Here is a 21,773-nt window from a genome sequence, read left to right on the forward strand (position 1 = left end):
GAAGTTAAAGGTTATCAAACGAATCATCAAGTACCTATCGTAGGTCTATATGCTGGGTATGATAATTCTGTTGAAGTAACAATGACTGATCAATTTGACAATAAACAGACCAAGACAGTTAAGATTAAAACAGCTAATTTACCTAAATGGATTAAAAGTTTTCCAATTAATGTCACTGTTAAAGACAAGACTAAGATGAGCTTAGGCTCAAATGAATTGACTGTTTTAAACAGGACCACTAAGCAAACCTTTGCTGTAGACGGTGATGGAGAAGTACGCTGGTACTATTTACGCTGGAATGAGCATATTTTTGAACAATTGAATAATGGTCATATTCTCTTGTTCAATAAGATTAAATCCGGTGATGAAAAGTATAATATGTTGGTTGAAACTGACTATTTAGGTCGTGTATATCGTCAATTCAGTTTTGATAAAACCTTGGGTGGCAGTTATGCTGGAACCGCTGGCTTATCATTGGTTCACCATGATGTGGCAGAAATGCCCAACGGCAATTGGCTCTTAACTGTTGATGATGGCAGCAAGTATGTAGAAGATACGATTGCTGAACTTAATCCTAATACTGGTAAAATTGTTAAAGTAATTGATTTTAAGAAGATTTTTCCAGAATCAATGTACAAAAAGAGCAAAATCAAAGCCAATGACAATACTAGTAGCGGATTAGGACTAATGGATTGGCTGCATATTAACACCATTGATTATGATGCCAAAACTGGCAATATTTTATTGTCTGCGCGTAACCAAGATATTATTTGGTCAATGAATTATCAAACTAAAAAGATTAACTGGATTTTTACTAGTAAGCCGGCTAAGGAGTGGCCTAGTTCATTCCATAAATATCTGTTGAAGCCAAGCAAGGGGACAAAATATCCAGGTGGTCAACACGGAATTTACTTGTTAAAAGAAACAGGAAGTAAATTAGATATTTTGCTTTATGATAATAATATTGCTGTTACTAACGGTGATAAGAAGCAAAGTGGCAAGTTTTCTGCTGCTACGGAATATCAAATTGATACTAAGAAAAAGACCATTAAACAAGTTTGGAGTTATGGCAAGAATTTAGGTAAACAAAACTTTACCGAAGTTATTGGTTATGCACAACGCTTGAATAATGGTAATACTTTGATTAATTTTGGTTTTAAAAATACGGGTAAAGAAAGCAATATAATTGAAGTTGATGCCTATGGAAATCAAGTCTTTAATTTGACTATTACTAATAGTCCTAAAGATATGACATATGTATATCGTGCATATCGGATGCAATTTTATCCTGATAATTATGTTTTTGATGCAACTAAATAATTGCACATCATGTATTGACGCAGCCAGTTTAAACGCGTATAATACACCTAGTTGAGAACAAGAAGAAGCTCCCGCTTCTCGCCTAAGTTAAATTAACCTCTGGGCTGATCGATATTTTCTGTTGATTAAAGGCGGGTGATACTTATCCCGCCTTTTTCTTGTCCTCGAAATTAACACGGAGGTGAACAGTTATACCAAGAAGTTTAATCTTAAACGATAGAATTCGCGCACGCGAAGTCCGTTTAATTGATGAAGATGGTAAGCAAGTTGGCGTCATGAACAAGATGGAAGCCTTACGTCGCGCAAGCGATGCTGGTCTTGACCTTGTTTTGATTTCACCAAATGCCAAGCCACCTGTAGCACGTATCATGGACTACGGTAAGTACCGCTTCGAACAACAAAAGAAGCTTAAGGAATCCCGTAAGAAGTCCAAGACAGTTAGTGTCAAAGAAATTCGTTTGAGTCCAACAATTGAAGGCAACGACTTCGAAACGAAGTTGAAGCACGTTCGTAAGTTTGTTTCTAAAGAAGGAGCTAAGGTTCGTGTATCAATCCGCTTTAGAGGTCGTGCCATCACTCATAAGGAATTAGGTCAACAAGTACTTGAGAAGATGGCTGAATCAACTTCCGATATTGCTAATGTAATTAGCAAGCCTAAGATGGAAGGTCGTTCAATGTTCTTAATGCTCGCACCTAAGAGTGAAAAGGACAAAAAATAAAAAGTAGTTAATTGGAGGAAATAGAAATATGCCAAAGATGAAAACACACCGCGCTTCTGCTAAGCGTTTTAAGAGAACTGCAAATGGTGGTTTAAAGCGTCACCACGCATTTACTGGCCACCGTTTCCACGGTAAGACTAAGAAGCAACGTCGCCACTTGAGAAAAGCTGCTATGGTTTCAAGCAGTGATATGAAGCGTATCAAGCAAATGGTTGCTCAAATGCACTAGTTATTTGTTCTTGAAAAGACTATAGTAGGAGGAAATTTAAATGCCAAGAGTTAAAGGTGGAATTGTAACACGTAAACGTCGTAAGAAGGTCATGAAGCTTGCCAAGGGTTACCGTGGCGCAAAGCACATGCAATTTAAGGCTGCAAGCACTCAATTATTCGTTTCATACAAGTACGCATTCCGCGACCGTAGAAGACGTAAGAGTGAATTCAGAAAGTTATGGATTGCTCGTATCAACGCAGCTGCAAGACAAAACGATATCTCATATTCTAAGTTAATGCACGGCTTGAAGTTAGCTGGTGTTGACATGAACCGTAAGATGTTAGCTGATATTGCTTACAACGATTCAAAGACTTTTGCACAATTAGCAGAAACTGCTAAGAAGGCATTGAACTAATTAGTTCAAAAATAGAGGCCAGGGAAATTATTCCTGACCTCTATTTTTTTACTATTTTTGAATTAAAGCTCTTAACCTGATTTTTTCATCTGGTGTCGTAAATGCCGCATCAACTGCATTTAGGTAAAGCGTCGTTTCTTCTGCTGGCGTTAAATTGGTTTGTTGCTCGAGTAACTTATATTCATGCGGTAAATTAGTATTTGAAACCGTCATATCGTCAGAATTCAGGGTAACTTTCATCCCTTTATGTAGCAATTTTTTAATCGGATAAGAATCAATCTGATCGAATGCTTTGGTGTTCATGTTGGAAGTTGCGCAGCATTCCAGCACGATTTGCTTTTTAATTAATTCCTGCGTTAACTCTGGGTCCTCAGTGCAACGAATGCCGTGACCAATTCTTTTGGCACCCATGGCCAGGGCTTGGCGAATAGAATCGGGACCGTCTGCTTCACCAGCATGGATTGTATAGGGAACGTCAAGCTTTTTTGCTTGATCAAAGAAGGACTTATATTTTATGTTAGGAATCGGGCCTTCGGCACCGGCTAAGTCAAGGCCGACTACACCTTTGCCCAAAAACTTTTTAGCCAGCTTCACAGTTTCCATGTTCTGTTTTTGATTATCGGCAAAGCGCATCAAACAAAGGATTAAACCAGCATGTAGTTCAGGTGAAGTTTTTTGTTTCTTTTGATCAGCTAAAAACTTATTGAGTCCACTAATCACTGCCTCAATCGCATCTTCTTGAGTTAGACCTTTTTTCGTGTGCAGCTGCGGTGCAAAACGTATTTCTGCATAAACCAGACCCTGCTGTTTTAATTCGACAAGCAAATCATAAACAATTGTTTCAAGATCATGTCTTGTCTGCATCAATTTATTAGGCAAAGCGAATTTTTCTAAAAATTGATCTAAACTTTTACAGCTAGAATCAACAGACAACTCTTGGCGCAGTTCTTCATCTGAAAGAGCAGGCATATTGTGTTCTTTCATTAACTTCTTAACTGTAGCAACGGGGACTGAACCATCTAGGTGAAGGTGTAAATCAATAAACTTTCTCATTTTTCTCCCTTTCTAAATTTTTGATGAAATAGGTTAAATTGTTTAGTATTGTATCACTTTTTGCTAAGAATGAAACAAAAGTTTCTAATACAAACGCATTTTTGATATTATAGAGAGTGATAAAAAATGGAGAGTTTATATGTTATTTAGACCAAAATACACAATAAATACTATTTATAATCTGGACCCCCAGAAATTGAATGAGATGGGAATAAAAGCAGTTTTTTCAGACCTAGACAATACGCTTCTTGCTTGGAATAAGTTTGAAACTGCTAAAGAGATGAACAAATTAAACAGGCGATTAGCCAAGGCGAACATTAAGCTGGTCGTAATTTCGAATAACAATGCTCAACGTGTAGGAAAGGTGCTTACCCCTTACCACATTGACTTTGTTTCTGAGGCACGCAAGCCATTACCGTTTGCAATAACACGTAAACGCGAAGAAATGCATTTGCAAAAGGATCAAGTAATGATGGTAGGCGATCAGCTGATTACCGATATGCAGGCTGGAAATTTGGCTGGAGTTGAGACGGTATTGGTTAAGCCACTGGTTGAAACAGATAAGTGGAATACCAGAATTAATCGATTCTTTGAAAAGATCATCTTTTTCTTTCTTGGTTTATCACATCGAGTAACATTTAAGGAGACTTTGCAAAATGGATGAGGAGATTATTTGTATTGGTTGTGGGGCAGTGCTCCAATCCGATGATCCTAAAAAAGCAGGCTACTTGCCTAAGAGCGCATTAGACAAAGCAAGAAATGAAGAAAACGCAGAAGTGTACTGCCAACGTTGCTTCAGATTGCGCCACTATAACGAAATCATGCCAGTCGATTTAAACAACGACGACTTCTTGGCGTTGCTTAATTCACTTTCCGAAAAGAAGGCATTAGTAGTTAACGTGGTCGACTTGTTTGACTTCTCAAATTCGCTTTTGTCTTCATTGAAGCGTTTTGTCGGTGGCAATGATTTTATCTTAGTCGGAAATAAGTTCGATCTGTTCCCTAAGAATTCTAGACAAAGCAAGATTAAAGACTGGATGAGACAAGAAGCTAACCGCATGGGCCTTTATCCTAAAGAAATCTTCTTGGTTTCTGCTAAGAGAAAGGTCAATCTGGAAAGCTTGATTGCTTATATTAATAAACAATCACAAGATAAAGACGTTTATTTTGTAGGTACAACCAACGTTGGTAAGTCTACTTTGATCAACGCAATTATCGACATGATGGGTGATATCCAAAACTTGATTACCACGTCACGTTTTCCTGGTACAACTTTGGATCGAATCGAAATTCCACTTGAAAATGGTCACTTTTTGATCGACACCCCAGGGATCATGACCGATAATCAATTGGCTACTCACTTGAATGCTAAAGACTTGGAATTGATTTCACCAAAGAAACCGCTCAAGCCAGCTACTTATCAGCTGATGCCCGGCAATACCTTATTCTTAGCCGGACTTGGTCGAATCGATTATTTAAAAGGCGAGTCAACTAGTTTTACTGTTTATGTAGCGCGCGATATGTACGTTCACCGCACTAAGACGGCCAACGCTGATGCTTTTTATGAAAAGCATGTTGGTGAATTGCTTGCTCCACCTGCTAAAGATGATAAGTTGCCAGCACTTAAGGGACAAGAATATCGAACTGAATATAAGAGCGATCTGTTATTTGGTGGGATCGGTTTTGTGACCGTTCCAGAGGGATGCGTTGTTAAGACTTACACGCCAGATGGTATTGGTTTAGGAATTCGTCGTGCATTGATTTAGAGGTTTTCGTATGGTAAATCCAAAATGTATTGAAAAAGCACCTGCTACTGAAGTTAAGGCTCAATTAGAACGTGAAGATGGTAAAGGCCGTCAAATCGGCATTATGGGCGGTACTTTTAATCCTGTCCATATTGCTCACTTGGTTGCGGCCGAACAAGCAATGACTAAGTTGCGTTTGGATGAGGTTTGGTTTATGCCAGATAATATTCCACCTCACAAGAATGCACCATTAACATCAGCTAAAGATAGAGCGACGATGTTAGATTTGGCAACTCGTGATAATCCTAAGTTTAGGGTTAAATTGCTTGAATTGTTCCGTGGCGGCGTTTCTTATACTGTAGATACAATGCGCTACTTAAAGGAAAAAGCACCACAGAATAATTACTATTTAATCATGGGAAGCGATCAAGTTAACAGTTTCCATACCTGGAAAGAAGCACCTACTCTGGCTAAAATGGTTACGCTGGTCGGAATTCGTCGCCCTGGCTATCCACAAGATCCGCAATATCCAATGATTTGGGTAGATGCGCCAGATATTCGTTTGAGTTCTACTGCAATTCGTCGCTCCGTGGCTACTGGTACTTCAATTAGATATTTGGTACCAGAACCAGTTAGAAAGTATATTGAAGAAAAGGGGCTTTACCTTGACGAAACTAACATTTAAAAAGACTTATTCACCATTATCTAGTGATGAAATTATTGCTAAAGAAAAAGCTAATATGGACAAAAAGAGATTTAAGCACTGCGTTCGCGTTAGTGAAACTGCCCGTAAATTAGCAAAGTTGAATCACTATGATGAAGATAAGGCAGCACTTGCTGGATTTGTACATGATTATGCCAAACAAGTTCCCGTTGAAGAATACCGCAAGGTAATCAAGGAACAAGATTTTGACAAGGATTTACTTAACTGGAACCGCGCAATTTGGCACGGCATTGTTGGCACATATTTCATTGAACACGATTTAAAAATCAGAGATCCTGAAATTTTGACCGCAGTGCGTCGTCACACCACAGGCGATACTGAGATGACCATGCTGGACAAAATCGTCTTTATGGCCGACTTTATTGAACCAGGACGTGATTTTCCTGGCGTAGATGAAGCACGCAAAATCACTTATGCCAACATTGATGAGGGTGTCGGCTATCAATTAGCACACACCTTAGAGTTTTTAGTTGAAGAGAGAAAAAGAATTTATCCACGCACTATAGCAGCATATAATGTTTGGAGTACTAAATAATAAAAATAAAGGAGAAAAAATTTGACTAGTCAAGAAATTTTAGATTTTACTACTAAAGCTATTAGCGATCGTCACGGTGAAGATACCGAAGCTTATGATATGCGCGGAATCAGTATTTTAGCGGATTACTACGTAATTACTAGTGCAGGTTCAAACCGTCAACTTCACGCTATTGTTAACTCAATTGTTGATGAAGCTCACCAAAACAACTACACTGATTACCGCATCGAAGGTACTAGAGACTCTAACTGGCTTTTAGTAGACTTAGGCGACGTTGTAGTTAACATCTTTACCAAGGAAGCACGTGAGTTTTACAACCTTGAAAAACTTTGGGCTAATGGTAAGCAAGTTGAATTAAAGGAAGACTAATAAAAATGAGCGTTGTGGGGATTATTTCAGAATTTAATCCTTTCCATAGTGGTCACGAATTTTTATTAAATCAGGCACGCTTAATTGCCCAAAATGATCCTATCGTCGTTATTATGTCAGGCAACTACGTTCAGCGTGGCGAAATGGCCATTATGAGCAAGTGGGAGCGCGCCAAAGCCGCTTTGCAATCTGGTGCCGATTTAGTATTTGAAATGCCTTTTTCTACGGCGGTTGAACCAGCTGACCTATTTTCATTAGGTAATATCGAGCAATTATCTAAATTAGGCGTCACAGATTTAGTATTTGGGGTTGAAGATGCTAACTTGAATTTTGCCTATCTTGGTGGCAAGATTGCGGAAATTCCCCAAAATCATATGGACTTTAAGGATTATAGTCAGACCTATTCAACTCAATATAATCAAATGGTAGCTCGAGAAGTAGGCCATGAAATTAATCAACCTAATGCCATTTTGGGTTTAGCTTATTCCGTGGCTAACTACAATCTGGGCTCACCTTTAAAGTTGCATCCCATCAATCGAATCGGTGCAGGCCACGATGATTTATTGCAACGCAGTGGCGTTGTGCAAAGTGCCAGCGCAATTCGTAACTTGCTTTTACACGGAGAAGATACCAGCAACTTGAAGTACTGGATGCCTAAAGCCGAAGCCGCAGTTTTAAGCAAGCAAAAAGTATACCCTAACTGGAACTTATTGTATCCATTTTTGAAATACCGCATTGAATCTTCTTCAGTGGAAGATTTACGTCAAATCTATCAAATGAGTGAAGGACTCGAATACAAGATGAAGCAAGAAATTCACTTGTCGCGTGATTTCACTGAATTCTTGCGCAGAATCAAGTCTAAGCGGTATACTTATTCTCGTTTGCGCCGTCTGAGTTTATACACTCTGTTAAACGTGACGCAAGATGACATGATTGCTAGCTTTAATCATGAATCACTAATGCTTTTGGGCTTTAGTAAAATTGGACGTAATTTTTTAAAAGATAATCGTAAAAATTTCCAAACGGAAATTATTTCTAAGGTTGATAAGAGAAGCGCAAAAGATGGTTCTCTTGCACTTCAAGTTAGAACAGATCGTTTATTTGAACAAATAATGGGAGTTGACCAAAACTTTGGCCGACGTCCAATCGAGGTGTAATATGTTAGAAATTAGTTTTTCTAAAATAGAAAATGCTTCTGAGCCACTTACTCATATCGAACGTGATGTAAAGATGCGCCCAGAATTTTTCAAGCGAAGTAAGGAACTTTTGATTGATGCCAAGAATGTGCATCTATCAGGAGACTTGTTCTATCAAGAACCATTTGTAACCGGCAACTTTCACATCACAGCTGACTTAACAGTTCCATCTAGTAGAAGCTTAAAACCGGTTGATTATCAAGAAGACTTCACTTTTGTAGAAAACTACATTGATCGCAAGCCTACAAAGGAAGAATTAGAGGATAATGACACAATCGTACAAGTAGATAATGATGTTATTGATCTGCAAACTGCTGTTGAAGATAATATGTTGCTGAATATTCCTACTACTATTTTGACACCGGAAGAAAAGGAAAAGAATATTTTCCCAGAAGGTAATGGCTGGGAAGTTATCTCTGAATCTGCCTTTGATGAAGGTAAGAAGAATCAAGTTAACCCAGCTTTTGCTAAGCTGAAAGTCTTGCTTGATAATCAAGATGACAAAAACGATAAAAAATAGTAACAAAATTATCGAAACAATCAAAGAATTTTAACTTTGATTGTTTTTTAATCTTGTTTTAGAGCGGTTTTTAAAGTATCCTTTAATTATAAAAGCATTTTTTAATTAATTTATTAGTATTAAAAGAATAAATTGATCTATGAGGAACTGAGATAAGATGGCAAAAATTCTGATTATTGAAGATGAAAAAAACTTGGCTCGCTTTGTAGAGCTCGAATTACAACACGAAAATTATGAAACCGTAGTAGAAAACAACGGTCGTAAGGGTTTGGACGATGCCCTTTCCCAAGATTTTGATGCAATTTTACTTGACTTAATGCTTCCAGATTTAAACGGTTTGGAAATTGCTCGTCGTGTACGTCAAGTTAAGACTACTCCTATCATCATGATGACTGCACGTGACTCTGTTATTGACCGTGTATCAGGCCTAGATCACGGTGCTGATGACTATATCGTTAAACCATTTGCAATTGAAGAACTTCTTGCACGTTTACGTGCCGTTTTGCGTCGTGTAAAGATTGAAAAGGATGCTTCTAAGGTAACTGTTGCTAAGCAAAAGATTGTTAAGTTCAAGGACTTGACTATTGAAACTGCTAATAGAATTGTTCACCGCGGTGACGGTAAGGCAATTGATTTAACTAAACGTGAATACAACTTACTCATGACGTTGATTGAAAATAAGAACAACGTTGTTAGTCGTGATCAATTGTTGAACAAGATTTGGGGACCTGAATCAAACATCGAAACTAACGTGGTCGAAGTTTACGTTCGTTACTTGCGTAACAAGATCGATGTACCAGGTCAACCATCTTACATCAAGACAGTACGTGGTACTGGATACATGGTAAGAGATGAAGATGATGATCAAGAATAAAAGAGATAGAGCTAAAGAGACCAAACATTCATCGTTAATTGTGCGATGGGTAAGTATCGTTGCGTTGACGATTACGGTCTCTTTTGTCTTATTTTCAGTTGTGGTTTATCAAATTGTAAGTAAGCAATCGATGGACCAGCAGGAAGAAACTTCCGACAATGTAGTGGTTACGCTTGAGCGGACGTTAAGTTCGATTCCAGATGAGTTGGAGATTTCGAATGTCATTCCGTCGCTATCGCCATCTACAAGGCGAATCTTGAACGGCGGTCCTGCCATTAGCAGCAAAGATACGCGGAACAATGCCTTTAGCGACAACCTGATTTCTTTAATATCCAATCCTGATATTAACGTAGCTGTCTACAATCGGCATAACGAGGTTGTCTTTGCCAATGGTGATACGACGCCAAAGTTTAGTCCTTTTAAGGGTAATCGCAGGGTAGTACAGGTTAAACGAAATAATAAAACGACTCTAGTCACCTACCAAAAGGTGTACTCGTCCGTTAATAATAAATTGACTGGATATGTGGTTGTCTCAAATAAAATGACGTATTACAACCATTTGATGAGCAACTTGCTGCACTGGATGCTGATTATTTCGCTGATTGCAATTATCTTCTTTGTGGCTATTTCATATGTCTTGGTAGTCAATGTTGTTAGACCGATTAAGACGATGTCTAAAGTGGCTAAGGAAGTTAATGCTGATCCAAATAGTGAGGCCAGAATTAAGCCGCTTAATCGTGACGATGAATTAGCAGAGCTGGCCAGTTCTATCAACCAGATGCTGGATCGGATGCAGAGTTATATTGAACAGCAAAAGCAGTTTGTTGGGGATGTTTCTCACGAATTGCGGACCCCTGTTGCCGTAATTGAAGGACACTTAAACATGCTGGAGCGTTGGGGCAAGGATGATCCGCAAATTTTGGATGAATCAATCAAGGCCTCATTGCAAGAAGCTGATCGAATGAAGCACCTGATCCAAGAAATGCTTGATTTGACTAGAGCTGAACAAATTGATGTGCAATATCCATATGAAATAACTAACGTCAATGAAGTAGTACGGAGAGTTGTTTCTGATTTGGCAATGGTTCACCCTGACTTTAAGATTCAGCTTGATGAGGATGACTTGCCTGATGATACTGAGATTCAAATGTATCACGGCCACCTTGAACAACTATTGGTCATTTTGATCGATAATGGTATTAAATACTCAACGGATCGTAAGCAGATCAATGTTTCTGCCGGTGTAACCAAAAAAGAAGTCAGCATCATGGTGCAAGACTTCGGTGAAGGTATTTCACCAGAAGATCAAAAGAAGATCTTTAATCGCTTCTATAGAGTGGACAAGGCCAGAACCCGTGAAAAAGGCGGTAATGGTTTAGGTTTATCAATCGCTCAAAAATTAGTTGATAGTTATAAGGGCGAAATCAGTGTTGAATCTGTAGAAGGGCAAGGCAGTCAATTTAAGATGGTCTTCCCAGTTCTTTCTAAAAAGCGTGCCGCTGAATTACGAAAGATTGAAGCAGAAAAACATAAAAATGATGTGCCAGATGGCATTTTGAAGTAAAAAAAAGGACCTGGAATTTTCCAGATCCTTTTTTTGTATCTTAATTATTTTCTTCTTTGTTGCTTACCCTTGTTGCGGTTACGTAAATCTTGGTGCAATTCTTTCTTAGCTTCGGTATTAGCAGTATTGCTTTCGCCGCTAGGATTGAATAAAGCATCAACCTTTTCTTTGGTAACAACTACTTCAACTGGCTTTTCCTTTAATTCTTCAGCCACGTGTTGCTTAACCTTAGGGGTGAGGACGAAGGTGACGATTAATTGTTGGATAATCATTACCAAGTTACCTGCGGCCCAGTATAAAGCTAACGCACCTGAGAATGACAAACTGAAGAATAAAGTCATAATTGGGTTAACGATCATCATCGATTGCATTGTCTTCTTTTGTTCTTCAGGGATGCCGATCAATGAGATGTAACCTTGAATAACTGTGAAGACAGTCGCAACGATCGCCAAAACTACTGATTTTTGACTAAGGGAGATGCCAAAGAATGTTGAGTGCGCTAATTGTGGTGAGTAAAATACCGCTTGGTAAATTCCCCACATAATAGGCAACTGAATAATCAAAGGCAAGCATCCCATACCGCCAGTCAAAGAAACTTGGTTCTTTGAATATAGCTCTCTTTGCCAACCTGACAAGGTCATTTGTTGGTCAGGGGTAATTCCCTTATGCTTCATTGCAGTTTGAATGAGCTTCATTTGTGGCTGCAGACGAGCCATTTTTTCTTGTTGGCGTACGCTCTTATTTTGCTGCACAAGCATAAGAGGCATCAAAATAAGACGAACGACAAAGGTAATGATCACGATACCCCAACCAGCGCCATTTTCGCCGCCGATCATGTGGGCAGTTTGGATCATAATGTTTTGCAAGGGACGACCTAACCATTGGTAAACCCAACCGTAGATTCCGCTGTGAGGAGCCACATTAGGGTTATTGGTAGCGCCACATGCACTCAATACAAGAGCAGCGACTACTAAGAGTGCCAATACTCCTGTATATCTCTTAATTTTTTTCATTAAAATAATCACCACTTAGTTTCTATTAAAAAATGTATCTCTAATATAATACATTAAAGCTATGCATTTTTTCCACATTTGAGGCTAATTCTTGGTCAATGTTTTCAATATGAGCAAAACCTGATGCAGATGGCAATTTCTCAATAAAGTGATCAAGCTCGCTAGGTTCGCCTTGGATGTAAATAGTTACGGTGCCGTCTGAATTATTTCTTACTGTGCCGGGGATGCCCATTTTATTGGCCAGCATTTGTGTGCTCCAGCGAAAACCTACGCCTTGAACTAAACCCGAAACAACTAATTTTCTAGTTTCCATAGTAAATGCCTCGTTTTCAATTAATTTATCTTTTTTCTATATACAATTATCCATTATAATGGGGACAGAAGCAAAAAGGAGAGAATTATGCAACAAATTAGTTCAGTTAATAATGCAACAATTAAAAAATTAGCTAAATTAAAGCAAAAGAAATATCGTGATGAAGAAAACCGCTACTTAATTGAAGGGTTTCACTTGTTTGAAGAAGCTGTTAAAGCAGGCAAGAAATATCAATATGTCTTAGGAACAGAAGAAGCTCTTGATCAAGTAAACGAAGACTACGATATTGATTTAGATGGCAAAAACGTCATTTTAATCAATAAAGCAATTGCCCGTCATTTGAGCAGCACTAAGAATTCACAAGAAATCTTCATGGTACTTAAGATCGATCAACCTAAGGAATTTCCATTTAATTATGGTAAATGGGTCTTGCTTGATAATTTAGCTGATCCAGGCAATGTTGGTACGATCATTAGAACTGCCGATGCCGCTGGTTTTGATGGCGTGGTTTTGTCACCAGAAAGTGCTGACTTATACAATCCTAAGACGCAACGCGCTATGCAAGGAAGTCAATTCCACATTGATTTGATTAAGCGCGACTTAGCAGACGTCATCACTGATTTCCAAGATTCTGCGATTCCTGTTTATGCCAGCATGCTTGATAAATCAGCTAAGCAATTGCAAGACTTTGAGAAGGTGCCTCAACTTGCTTTAATTATCGGTAACGAAGCACATGGCGTAAGCGAAACTATTGCTAGTTTAAGCGATGAAAAGTTGTATATTCCAATTAAGGGCAAGGCTGAATCTTTGAATGCGGCAGTAGCTGCCGGCATTATGATTTACCATTTTGTTTAGCACTTGTAATTAGTAAGTAGTTTTTCTATAATAGATAAGAAAATATAATAATATTTTTACTGGAATTATACCAATGAATAGGAGAGTTACTTATGCAAGAAGTTAAAGAAAAAAAGGAGACAACTCCTTGTAAACCGGAAGATTATGAATTGTGTAGTCACTTTATCAATGCCTTTAGAATAATCGGCAAGAAGTGGAACGGCTTAATCATTAGCTCATTATGCGACACAGAGGATATGCGTTTTAAGGATCTAGCTCGCTGCATTGAAGCTTGCTCTGACCGTGTTTTGGTTGAGCGTCTTAAAGAACTTGAGCAAGACGGTATTGTAAAGCGCACTGTTAACAAAGACACAGGTATTATTTCCTATAGCTTGACCGAAAAGGGGGCTGACCTTAAGCCAGTCTTTGATCAAGTTCATGATTGGGCAGATAAGTGGGCCTAGGAGCTTGCAAGAATTCCAAAAAAGAAATATTATATTAGTTAATTACTAAGATCAAGACTAGTAACAATGTTGCTATCTAGACAGAGAGTCTTCTTTAACAAGCTGAAAGAGAAGATAGACAAGCAGTTGTGAATTTCATCTTGGGAGTAGAATCTAACCCATTCCGGTATTTCACCGTTAACGAAAGCTTAAGTGTGGACATACTATGTCCAAACTAGGGTGGTACCGCGAAGCTTCGTCCCTACTGGGACGGAGCTTTTTTGTTTTTGAAAGGAAAGAATTAATGGACTTATTTGATAAGTTGAAAGAGCTCCATGAAGAAGGGCTTAAGCAAATCAACAAAGCAACTGATGAGCAAACGTTAAATAAAGTTAGAGTTGAATTGGTTGGTCGTAAAGGTGAATTAACCAAGATTTTGCACTCAATGCGTGATGTTGCACCAGAGAACAGACGTGAAGTTGGGCAAAAAGTTAATGAATTGCGTGACTTGTTCAACACTCAATTAGATGCCGCAAAAGATGAAATTGTTAAGGCGGTTTTGGCTAAGCGACTTGAAGAAGAAAAGATTGACGTTACTTTGCCAGGTCGTCAAGGTCATTTAGGTTCCAAGCACCCAATCAATATTATTTTAGATGACCTTGAAAGCTACTTCATTGGTATGGGCTACAAGGTTGTCCAAGGTCCAGAAATTGAAACAGACCACTATTGTTTCGAAATGATGAACTTGCCTAAGGATCACCCAGCTCGTGATATGCAAGCTACTTTCTACATTGACGATGAAGACTTGCTTAGAAGTCAAACTTCAGGTGACCAAGCTCGTGTCCTTGAAAAGCATGACTTCTCAAAGGGCCCACTTAAGATGGTTGGTCCTGGTAAGGTTTACCGTCGTGATGATGACGATGCAACTCACTCACACCAATTCATGCAAATGGAAGGTTTGGTTGTCGATAAGAACGTAACCATGAGTGATTTGAAGGGTACCCTTGAAATGATCGCTAAGCACGTCTTCGGTCAAGATAGAGCAACTCGTCTTCGTCCAAGTTACTTCCCATTCACCGAACCATCAGTTGAAATGGACGTATCTTGCTTCAACTGTAACGGCAAGGGTTGTCCTATTTGTAAATACACTGGCTGGATCGAAGTATTAGGTGCCGGTATGGTTCACCCTAATGTTTTGGAAAATGCTGGCGTTGACTCAAATGTTTACGGTGGCTTTGCCTTTGGTGTAGGACTTGATCGTTTTGCAATTTTGAAATACGGCATTGACGACATCCGTGATTTCTACACTAACGATGTTCGTTTCTTGGAACAATTCCGCAAGGAGGAAAAGTAAAATATGTTAGTTTCATACAATTGGTTACAAGATTTTCTTAACTTAGATCAAGATCCTCACGCTTTAGCTGAAAAAATCACTCGTACTGGTGTAGAAATTGCTGAAGTTAAGCACCCAGAAGAAGGACTTAAGAAGCTTGTCGTAGGTAAGGTCCTTGATTGTAAGGGCGTTGAAGGTACCCACCTTCACTTGACTCACGTTGATGTTGGCGAAGATGAACCACTTCAAATCGTTTGTGGTGCTCCTAATGTAGCTGCAGGCGAATTGGTGATTGTTGCCCTTCATGGTGCCAGAATTGCTGGCAACGAAAAGATCAAGAAGGGCAAGATCCGTGGCATGGAAAGTTACGGTATGATCTGTGGTTTGCAAGAAATTGGTTTTAACGATTCTGTAGTACCAGAAGAATTCGCTGATGGTATTTATGTCTTCCCTGAAGATGCTGACGTAAAGCCAGGTCAAGATGTCTATGAAGCTTTAGGCATGGACGACTACATTTTAGACTTCGATATTACGCCAAACCGTGCTGATACTTTAAGCATGGAAGGCGCAGCTTACGAAGTTGGTGCTATCGTTGATCAAAAGCCTAAGGTCGAAGACGTTGTCTTAAAAGAAGATGGTCCAGACTGGACTGATTCACTTGACGTTAAGGTAGACGAAAAGCTTGCTTCTAAGTTCTACTTACGTAAATTGACTGGTGTTAAGATTCAAGACTCACCACTTTGGATGCAAAGACGCTTGTGGAATGCAGGCATTCGTCCAATTAACAACGTCGTTGACGTAACTAACTATGTCATGCTTTTGACTGGTCAACCAATGCACGCTTACGATGCCAAGACTTTCGAAAATGGTAAGTTAGAAGTTAGATTGGCTAACAAGGGCGAAAAGCTTACTTTGCTTAACGAAAAAGAAGTTGAACTTGATCCAAAGGATATCGTCATTACAGATGGTGAAAAGCCAGTGATGATGGCTGGCGTAATGGGTGGTTTGAACTCAGAAATTACCTCTGAAACTACTGACGTAATTCTTGAATCCGCAATCTTTGATCCAACTTTGGTTAGAAAAGCTGCTCTTCGTCACGCTAACCGTACTGAAGCTTCAAGTCGTTACGAAAAAGGTACTAACTGGGATGCCACTGAAAAGGCAATCAACATGGCTGCACTTCTGCTTAAAAATGATGCTAGTGCCACTGTTGATGAAGGTATTATCAAGGCTGCCGACACTAAGCGTGAACCAGTTGCAGTTAAGACTACCATTTCTCACATTAACAAGGTTTTAGGTTCAGAAATTAGTCCTGAAGACATGCTTAAGATCTTTGATCGTTTAGGCTTCCCAGTTGATCGTGATGGTGACGATATTACTGTTCATGTTCCTAACAGAAGATGGGACATTTCAATTCCTGCAGACTTAGTTGAAGAAGTTGGTCGTATCTATGGTTACGACAACTTGAAGTCTACTCAACCACTTTTGGCTGAAACTCACGGTGGCTACTCAGAAAAAGAAGAAATGATGCGTCGCATGAAGGCTATTGTTGAAGGACAAGGCTTGATGGAAGCAATTTCTTACTCATTGACTTCACCTGAAAAGGCTACTCGCTACACTAAAGATCCAAAGGACATTGTTAAGGTTCAAATGCCATTGAACTCAAGTCGTTCAGTAATGCGTCAAAACTTGATGACCGGTTTGGTTGATGCAGCTAGCTACAACTTTGCTAGAAAGCAAACTCAATTGGCATTGTTTGAACAAGGTCGTGTTTACGATCACGATGGTGGCATTTATAACGAACATGAACACCTTGCTGCTTTGTACTCAGGCAATACTTTTGCAGAAAACTGGCAACATTTGACTCAAAAGGTAGACTTCTACTTCGTTAAAGGTCAATTGACTAACTTATTTGATGCAGTTGGCATTGATCCTGAAAAGGTAGTTTACCGTGCCGAAAGTATTGAAGGGATGCACCCAACTAGAACTGCTGGTATCTACATCGATAAGCAATACGTAGGTATGATCGGTATGATTGCTCACGCAGTAACCTTGTCAGACAAGGCACTTCGCAACGCAGAACTTTATGGTTACGAAATCAACCTAGATGTAATCATTCCAATGCTTACTAAGGGCATGACTGCTGTTCCAGCACCTAAGTTCCCAGCAATTGAACGTGACCTTTCACTTTTGGTTGATAAGGAAGTAACAAACCAAGAAGTTGAAAACGTAATTAAGTCAAACGCTGGTAAATACTTGGTTGACCTCAAGGTAATCGATGTTTACGAAGGTAGCCACCTTGCTGCAGGCAAGAAGAGTTTTGCTTACAACTTGACCTTCTTGAACAGAAAGGATACCTTAACTGATGAAGTTGTTAATAACGCAATGGACAAGATTATTGCCGGTTTGGAAAACGATCTTGACATTAAAGTACGTTAGTTTAAGGTTGACTTTACTGGTGTAAACCAATATCATTGATCAATGCAAAGAAAATTTAATTTCTGAGGAGTTAAAAAATATGCCTGAAAAATCTTATCCAATGACTGCTGAAGGTAAAGAAAAACTTCAAGCAGAATTAAAGAATTTAAAGTTAGTTAAACGTCCAGAAGTAATTCAACGTATTAAGGTTGCTCGTTCATTCGGTGACTTGTCAGAAAACTCTGAATACGATGCAGCTAAGGACGAACAAAGTCACGTAGAAGACAGAATCGCACAAGTTGAAGACATGCTTAAGTATGCTCAAGTTGTAGATGCTGACAGTGTTGATCCTAACGAAGTTTCAGTTGGTAAGACTGTTACCTATACTGAAGTTGGTACAGATGATCCAGAAACCTACACTATCGTAGGTAGTGACGAATCTGACCCATTAAACGGCAAGATTTCAAACGATTCACCAATCGCACAAGCTTTGCTTGGCAAGAAGAAGGGTGAAACCGTATCAATTACCACTCCTGGTGGCCAATTTGACGTTGTAATTAACAAGGTTGAAGCTTAATAATCAAAGAGGGGTAGGTAACTACCTCTCTTTTTGCTCTTTATAGAAGAAAGGATTCCTTATGAGAAAAGTAGGTATTATCGGTTTAGGCCACGTTGGTGCAACTGTTGCGTATACTTTGTTTACTCACGGTATCGCTGATGAATTAGTTTTACTTGATAAAAATGAAGACAAAGTAGCAGCTGAATACAATGACTTACACGATACATTAGCAAGAAACAATTACTACGTTCGTGTAACTATGCAAGATTGGCATGAATTAAAAGATGCTGATGTAGTTGTAACTGCTTTTGGTGATATCGCTGCTAGTGTTAAGACCGGCGATCGTTTTGGCGAATTCGAACTTAACGCTAAGAATGCTAAAGAAGTTGGAGAAAAGATCAAGAATTCTGGCTTCAAAGGCGTATTGATCAACATTTCTAACCCATGTGATGCAGTTGCACAAATTTTGCAAGAAACTACTGGCTTATCTAAGAACCAAGTCTTTGGTACTGGTACTTTCCTTGATACTGCTAGAATGCAAAGAATTGTTGGCGAAAAGCTTGGTCAAGACCCAAGAAACGTTGAAGGCTGGGTATTAGGCGAACACGGTTCATCACAATTTATCGCTTGGTCAACTGTGCGTGTAAACAACAAGATTGCTATTCAATTGTTTAGTGAAAATGAACAAAAGAAATTGAGCAAGCAACCTAACAAGAACTCATTTGTTGTTGCTAACGGTAAGGGTTACACTAGCTATGCAATTGCTACCTGTGCAACACGTTTGATTCAAGCTGTCTTTTCTGATGCGCGTTTGTTTGCTCCTGTATCTGTTTATAACCCAGAATACAAGACTTACATCGGCTACCCAGCTATTATTGGCCGTGATGGGATTGAACAAGTCGTTGAATTGAAGCTTACTTCAAGTGAACGTGAAAAGCTTCAAGCCGCAGCTGACAAGATTAAGGAACACCTTGATCAATTGAAGAACAAGTAAAAGACAATAAAATCCAAGAACGAAATTTCTGAAAAGAGATTTCGTTCTTTTTTTGTTTAAAAATTAGTGTAAAATTAAATAAAGATTAATTTTTAGACAGGAGGAATTTGATGTCCTTTTACGATTTAGACTTTATTGAAAAAACATTTATTCATTACGCTAAAGAAAATACTAGATCTTATGAAGAAAAGCATGATCAAGTACCAACTTCGATTGGTCAAGTTAAGATGGGCAAGGAGTTGACTAAGCAGCTTCAAGAGATTGGTTTGGATGCCTATTACAATGAAAAAACTGGCTTTGCAATTGGTCATTTGAAGAAAAATGTAACCGATGATGTGACACCAATCGGCTTCTTTTCTCATATTGATACGGCTGATTTTAATGCGGAAAATATTAGGCCACAGGTTCACCGCAATTATGATGGTAAGAGAGTGGTGCTGGATGAAAAAGAAGGTATTTATCTTGATCCGAAAGATTTTCCGGCATTAGCCAGCTGCAAGGGCGAAACTTTGATTACTTCAGATGGACATACTCTACTTGGGACAGATGATAAAGCGGGGATTGTCGGAATCTTGAGCATGCTTAAGTATTTGACTGAACATCCTGACATTGAACACGGTGATATTTATATCGGCTTTGGCCCAGATGAAGAAATCGGTTATGGTGGCCGCCGCTTTGATGCTAAAGATTTCCCAGGAGTAGAGCTCGCTTATACTTTGGAAAATGGTCGACCAGGGGATTTTGAATATGAAACCTTTAATGCTACTGAAGCACAGATTCATATTCGCGGTACTGTGGTTCACCCAGGCGAGGCCTATGGCTTAATGGTGAATGCTGCAAGTTTGATGAATGACTTTTTGGATCGTTTGCCTAAAGATGAAGTGCCAGAAAAGTCTAAGGGACACGATGGTTTTATCTTGGTATTAAATGCGGCAGGTTCAGTTGATCATGCTGATATTAGTTTGATCATTAGAGATTTTGATTGGGATAAATTTACTGCGAAAGAGCAATTAATCAAGGATATCGTGGCCGAACTTAATCAAAAATACGGTGACCGTTTCTCATTGAAAATGCGCCGTCAATATGAAAATATCTACAATGTAATTAAGGATCAACCATATGTGGTTAATCTAGCCCTTGATGCATACAAAAAGCTTGGTATTAAGCCAAATATTCAAACTTTTAGAGGCGGTACCGACGGTAACTTTATTACCCAAAAGGGCATCCCTACACCTAACTTGTTCAATGGCGGTGGCAACTATCATGGTCGCTATGAATATGCGACGGTTGAACAAATCGATAAGTTGGCTGAGGTTTTAACCGAAATCGTGAAGGAACATTTATCCCAAACTAGAAATGGCCGTGATGAAGCACCTTTAAAGAAATATTGGTAAAATAAAGCGATAAATATTTTTTAAGGTGATAGATATGAAAAAGATAATTGCTAAATCGGTAGGGATGTTTGAACTTTTTTACGATTTAGTTTTTGTTTATGCAATTTCCAAGATCACGGCAATGGTTCACCATCCAGTAAATGGCGGTATTCCGTTAGTTACTTTATTGCAGTTCCTTTTCGTAGTAATTGTAGTCTTACAAATATGGCTTTTTCAGGCGCTGTATTTTAACAGGTATAGTTAAAATCGTTATTTTGATATAACCGGACTTTTGTTCAACATGTTTGTCATGGTTTATTTGGTAAACAATATCAATACCGAATGGCGGATTACATTCCAACACTTTAACTTAGCCATGGTAGCGATGCTGGTCGATTTGATCATGCAATATTGGATAGGGACGCCGAAGGATGAAGAAAGCGATAAAAAGCCATTTATCTTGATATTGGCGATTGAATTGTTGCTGGCTATAGTTGGTTTGCTTGTTGGCTATCAAATTGGCATCTATATCGTAATCGTCGGTTATATTTGTGGCTTTTTATTGCCATTATTGATGTATGATAAGTTTCAAGCTGGACAAGTTAACTTTCCGCATTTAGTTGAACGAGTAAGTTTAATCGTGATCATTGCTTTTGGCGAAGCAATCGTCAATTTGGCTAGTTACTTTAATAGTGAGACACCGATTACTTATGCAGTTTTATTGTTTGTTTCGCTTTGCTCGATGTTTGCAGCTATGTGAATTTTTCTGAGAAAATCATCAATCATCATCAGGTAAGCAAAAGCTTTGTCTTGATGTATAGTCATATTGTACTAGTTGTAGCGATTCTAATGACTACAGTTGCAACGCTTTATTTAAATTCCAAAGCGATAAAACTCACCTTATAAAAGTGAAAATCGAGATGGAGTTTGTCGATCATCTTAGTCTAGAAAAATACTTGAGTGATTCGTCTGTTCAAAAGCAGTTTAATGATGAAGCAAAGAAGACGAGTTTTCTACTTGGAAAATTTGCCTTTCGTAAGCAAGATAGAGTAGATGACATGGAGGAGTTTATTTTAAGTGGAATTAATGAATTAACTCCTTTGTATGAAAAATTGTAGAAAAAAAGAGATTCGAAATTTTCGAATCTCTTTTTTTCTACCTAAAATCAAGTATTATCAGTAATTTCCTTAATTAATTTATACTCTATTTAATTAGAATATTGGTACGAATAGGGTTAGATTAGATAAA

The 21,773-nt window shown here is 38.7% G+C and carries 23 protein-coding genes, 2 pseudogenes and 2 other annotated features; of the genes and pseudogenes, 22 read left to right on the plus strand and 3 right to left on the minus strand.

Annotated features, from left to right (window positions below; genetic code table 11):
* The 4 genes from WS44_RS06830 to rplT form a co-directional block, all read left to right on the plus strand.
* The coding region (locus WS44_RS06830; RefSeq protein WP_046433799.1) for an aryl-sulfate sulfotransferase at window positions 1-1,320 on the plus strand (1,320 nt) is incomplete at its 5' end.
* Between the two features lie 53 nt (window positions 1,321-1,373).
* Window positions 1,374-1,485, plus strand: a sequence feature (ribosomal protein L20 leader region).
* Window positions 1,486-1,511: 26 nt separating this feature from the next.
* On the plus strand, window positions 1,512-2,039 hold the full coding sequence (gene infC, locus WS44_RS06835; protein ID WP_082104766.1) for a translation initiation factor IF-3: 528 nt from the start codon (window positions 1,512-1,514) through the stop codon (window positions 2,037-2,039).
* Window positions 2,040-2,067: 28 nt separating this feature from the next.
* Window positions 2,068-2,268: a 50S ribosomal protein L35 gene (gene rpmI / locus WS44_RS06840; protein ID WP_013642294.1), complete on the plus strand. Its 201-nt coding sequence runs from the start codon at window positions 2,068-2,070 to the stop codon at window positions 2,266-2,268.
* Between the two features lie 40 nt (window positions 2,269-2,308).
* Window positions 2,309-2,665, plus strand: coding sequence for a 50S ribosomal protein L20 (gene rplT, locus WS44_RS06845; RefSeq protein WP_003627118.1), 357 nt, complete (start codon window positions 2,309-2,311; stop codon window positions 2,663-2,665).
* 51 nt (window positions 2,666-2,716) lie between these two features.
* Here the strand turns inward: rplT and add are convergent, their stop codons facing one another.
* Window positions 2,717-3,718, minus strand: a complete 1,002-nt coding sequence (add, locus tag WS44_RS06850) for an adenosine deaminase (RefSeq protein WP_046433802.1) — start codon at window positions 3,716-3,718, stop codon at window positions 2,717-2,719.
* Between the two features lie 139 nt (window positions 3,719-3,857).
* On the opposite strand from add, the gene WS44_RS06855 reads away from it, so the two are divergent.
* The 9 genes from WS44_RS06855 (at window position 3,858) to WS44_RS06895 (ending at window position 11,245) form a co-directional block, all read left to right on the plus strand.
* Entirely contained in the window at window positions 3,858-4,382 is a 525-nt protein-coding gene (locus tag WS44_RS06855; protein WP_013438402.1) for a YqeG family HAD IIIA-type phosphatase, read from the plus strand.
* Window positions 4,375-5,484 carry a ribosome biogenesis GTPase YqeH gene (gene yqeH / locus WS44_RS06860; RefSeq protein ID WP_013438401.1) on the plus strand — a complete coding sequence of 370 codons (1,110 nt, stop codon included), beginning with the start codon at window positions 4,375-4,377 and terminating at the stop codon, window positions 5,482-5,484. The genes WS44_RS06855 and yqeH overlap by 8 nt, the downstream gene beginning before the upstream one ends.
* Window positions 5,485-5,494: 10 nt before the next feature.
* Window positions 5,495-6,148 carry a nicotinate-nucleotide adenylyltransferase gene (locus tag WS44_RS06865; protein WP_013438400.1) on the plus strand — a complete coding sequence of 218 codons (654 nt, stop codon included), beginning with the start codon at window positions 5,495-5,497 and terminating at the stop codon, window positions 6,146-6,148.
* Complete coding sequence (yqeK, locus tag WS44_RS06870) at window positions 6,129-6,722, plus strand: bis(5'-nucleosyl)-tetraphosphatase (symmetrical) YqeK (protein WP_046433804.1); 594 nt, start codon at window positions 6,129-6,131, stop codon at window positions 6,720-6,722. The genes WS44_RS06865 and yqeK overlap by 20 nt, the downstream gene beginning before the upstream one ends.
* Before the next feature lie 21 nt (window positions 6,723-6,743).
* Window positions 6,744-7,091, plus strand: a complete 348-nt coding sequence (rsfS, locus tag WS44_RS06875) for a ribosome silencing factor (RefSeq protein WP_013438398.1) — start codon at window positions 6,744-6,746, stop codon at window positions 7,089-7,091.
* 5 nt (window positions 7,092-7,096) lie between these two features.
* A complete protein-coding gene (locus tag WS44_RS06880) occupies window positions 7,097-8,248 on the plus strand; it encodes a nucleotidyltransferase (protein ID WP_013642290.1) in 1,152 nt (383 codons plus the stop codon).
* A gap of 1 nt (window position 8,249) precedes the next feature.
* Window positions 8,250-8,807, plus strand: a complete 558-nt coding sequence (locus WS44_RS06885; protein ID WP_013642289.1) for a DUF177 domain-containing protein — start codon at window positions 8,250-8,252, stop codon at window positions 8,805-8,807.
* Window positions 8,808-8,964: 157 nt separating this feature from the next.
* Window positions 8,965-9,681 (plus strand): response regulator transcription factor, encoded by a 717-nt coding sequence (locus WS44_RS06890; RefSeq protein WP_013438395.1) that lies wholly within the window; start codon window positions 8,965-8,967, stop codon window positions 9,679-9,681.
* Window positions 9,659-11,245: a HAMP domain-containing histidine kinase gene (locus WS44_RS06895; protein ID WP_118027901.1), complete on the plus strand. Its 1,587-nt coding sequence runs from the start codon at window positions 9,659-9,661 to the stop codon at window positions 11,243-11,245. The genes WS44_RS06890 and WS44_RS06895 overlap by 23 nt, the downstream gene beginning before the upstream one ends.
* 44 nt (window positions 11,246-11,289) lie before the next feature.
* Here the strand turns inward: WS44_RS06895 and yidC are convergent, their stop codons facing one another.
* Window positions 11,290-12,258 carry a membrane protein insertase YidC gene (gene yidC, locus WS44_RS06900; RefSeq protein ID WP_013642287.1) on the minus strand — a complete coding sequence of 323 codons (969 nt, stop codon included), beginning with the start codon at window positions 12,256-12,258 and terminating at the stop codon, window positions 11,290-11,292.
* A gap of 40 nt (window positions 12,259-12,298) precedes the next feature.
* Window positions 12,299-12,571: an acylphosphatase gene (locus WS44_RS06905; protein ID WP_013438392.1), complete on the minus strand. Its 273-nt coding sequence runs from the start codon at window positions 12,569-12,571 to the stop codon at window positions 12,299-12,301.
* A gap of 87 nt (window positions 12,572-12,658) precedes the next feature.
* On the opposite strand from WS44_RS06905, the gene WS44_RS06910 reads away from it, so the two are divergent.
* From WS44_RS06910 to WS44_RS06955, 9 genes and pseudogenes are all read left to right on the plus strand, one after another.
* Window positions 12,659-13,426, plus strand: a complete 768-nt coding sequence (locus WS44_RS06910; protein ID WP_013438391.1) for an RNA methyltransferase — start codon at window positions 12,659-12,661, stop codon at window positions 13,424-13,426.
* A 92-nt stretch (window positions 13,427-13,518) separates the two neighbouring features.
* Entirely contained in the window at window positions 13,519-13,869 is a 351-nt protein-coding gene (locus WS44_RS06915; RefSeq protein ID WP_013642286.1) for a helix-turn-helix domain-containing protein, read from the plus strand.
* Window positions 13,870-13,907: 38 nt separating this feature from the next.
* Window positions 13,908-14,115, plus strand: a binding site (T-box leader).
* A 37-nt stretch (window positions 14,116-14,152) separates the two neighbouring features.
* Window positions 14,153-15,202: a phenylalanine--tRNA ligase subunit alpha gene (gene pheS / locus WS44_RS06920; RefSeq protein WP_013438389.1), complete on the plus strand. Its 1,050-nt coding sequence runs from the start codon at window positions 14,153-14,155 to the stop codon at window positions 15,200-15,202.
* A gap of 3 nt (window positions 15,203-15,205) precedes the next feature.
* On the plus strand, window positions 15,206-17,620 hold the full coding sequence (pheT, locus tag WS44_RS06925) for a phenylalanine--tRNA ligase subunit beta (protein WP_046433809.1): 2,415 nt from the start codon (window positions 15,206-15,208) through the stop codon (window positions 17,618-17,620).
* Window positions 17,621-17,699: 79 nt separating this feature from the next.
* Window positions 17,700-18,176: a transcription elongation factor GreA gene (greA, locus tag WS44_RS06930; protein WP_013438387.1), complete on the plus strand. Its 477-nt coding sequence runs from the start codon at window positions 17,700-17,702 to the stop codon at window positions 18,174-18,176.
* A 61-nt stretch (window positions 18,177-18,237) separates the two neighbouring features.
* The gene (locus tag WS44_RS06935; RefSeq protein WP_013438386.1) at window positions 18,238-19,152 is read left to right on the plus strand and encodes an L-lactate dehydrogenase; all 915 of its coding nucleotides are present in this window, start codon (window positions 18,238-18,240) and stop codon (window positions 19,150-19,152) included.
* Window positions 19,153-19,262: 110 nt separating this feature from the next.
* A complete protein-coding gene (pepT, locus tag WS44_RS06940; protein WP_013642283.1) occupies window positions 19,263-20,546 on the plus strand; it encodes a peptidase T in 1,284 nt (427 codons plus the stop codon).
* A 64-nt stretch (window positions 20,547-20,610) separates the two neighbouring features.
* Window positions 20,611-21,285 (plus strand): annotated as a pseudogene (locus tag WS44_RS06950) (low temperature requirement protein A).
* Window positions 21,286-21,436: 151 nt separating this feature from the next.
* Window positions 21,437-21,643: pseudogene (locus tag WS44_RS06955) on the plus strand (HI_0552 family protein); the annotation flags it as partial.
* Between the last annotated feature and the right edge of the window lie 130 nt (window positions 21,644-21,773).

Source organism: Lactobacillus sp. N54.MGS-719, assembly GCF_000980505.1.
Lineage (GTDB): Bacteria > Bacillota > Bacilli > Lactobacillales > Lactobacillaceae > Lactobacillus > Lactobacillus amylovorus.